Below are 1477 nucleotides of genomic sequence, written 5' to 3'. Positions count from 1 at the left end.
CGATAGACGATGCGGGGTTCTTGAGAACCACTGTGACATATTTTTTACCGCACCATACCGTGATTATGGCCTCGAGGCCATAACAACGAGAACGGTAGCGTTGAGTCATCGCATCGCTATCTGAAGGAAGCCGTCGACCAGGCGTTGATGTTGCGCGGTCACCGGGACTTCGTCGATCGTGCGGCCTATGATGAGTTTCTGCGCGAGGTCGTCATGCGTCGCAACCGGCGTAACGCAGCGGCGTTCCGCCTTGAGCGCGAACAGCTCATGGATCTGCCGTTAAGGCGCACCACAGACTTCGTCGAGGAAGAAGCACGCGTCACACGCTGCAGCACCTTCACGGTACGCGGCATTCTGTACAGCGCGCCATCGCGCCTGATCGGTCATCGCCTGAAGGTGCGCGTGTACGGTGACCGGCTCGACTGCTATCTGTCGGGTGCGCTGGTGCATACCACCTCGCGAGGCTCGCGTGGCGGCGACAACCGCCACGCACTGAATTACCGACACTTCATTGAGAGTCTCAAACGCAAGCCACAGGCCTTCAAGGGGCTTGCGTTTCGCGATCAGCTGTTTCCGCGTGAGGCGTATCGCCGGACGTGGGAACAGCTGGAGGCGAGGCTGACGCAGCGCGAGGCATGCAAAGTCATCGTTGGATTGCTTGAGCTCGCCGCGCTCGATGGCGTCGAGGCCGTGCTGGCCGCGCGCCTCAACGCGCTGCTGGTTGACGGCAAGCTGCCTGATCTGAAGGCTCTGCGCGAGGAGTTCGCGCCGCGTCACGCCGATTGCCCAGTCGTCAATGTTGAGATGCCACCCGCAAGCAGCTATGACGACCTGCTCGGCAAGGAGGTCGCATGAGCACGCCCGCTTACGATGCCGGCCGTCTTGCCTTGATGCTCAATGAACTGCGCCTGCCGACCATCGCCCGCCTGTGGCCGGAGTTTGCGGAGCGCTCCGACAAGGAAGGCTGGCAGGCCACGCGGCTGATCGGCGCATTGCTCGAACACGAACTGGCCGAGCGGGCCAAGCGGCGCATCGAACGTCATCGTGCTGAGTCGCATCTGGACCCGACCAAGACGCTTGCGACCTTCGACTTCAGCATGGTGCCGATGGTTTCGAAGGCCCACGTCATGGCGCTCGCGACCGGCGATTCGTGGCTTGAGAAAGGCGCCACGGCGCTCCTGTTCGGCCCGCCCGGAGCCGGCAAAAGTCATCTGGGTTCGGCCATCGGACACGCGTTGATCGACGCCGGCTACCGGGTGCTGTTCACGCGTACCAGCGAGCTCGTGCAGAAGCTGCAGGCTGCGCGTCAGAGCCTGCAGTTGCCTTCAGCTCTTGCCAAGCTCGACCGCTTCGACCTGATCATCCTGGACGATCTGTCATATGCCCGGAAGGATCAGGCCGAAACCAGCGTGCTGTTCGAGCTGATTGCCGAAAGGTATGAGCGCCGTAGCCTTCTGATATAAGTTATTTGGAATTG

Annotated in this window: 2 pseudogenes; both read left to right on the top strand. The window is 61.5% G+C overall.

The features are described from left to right. Positions 1-72: 72 nt before the first annotated feature. Positions 73-855: pseudogene (locus BN2476_RS44820) on the top strand (Mu transposase domain-containing protein); the annotation flags it as partial. Continuing rightward, positions 852-1460 (top strand): annotated as a pseudogene (locus tag BN2476_RS44815) (ATP-binding protein); the annotation flags it as partial. The pseudogenes BN2476_RS44820 and BN2476_RS44815, both read left to right, overlap by 4 nt. Between the last annotated feature and the right edge of the window lie 17 nt (positions 1461-1477).

The organism is Paraburkholderia piptadeniae, assembly GCF_900007165.1.
Classification (GTDB): Bacteria; Pseudomonadota; Gammaproteobacteria; order Burkholderiales; family Burkholderiaceae; genus Paraburkholderia; species Paraburkholderia piptadeniae.
This window is presented reverse-complemented; position numbering and strand designations above follow the sequence as displayed.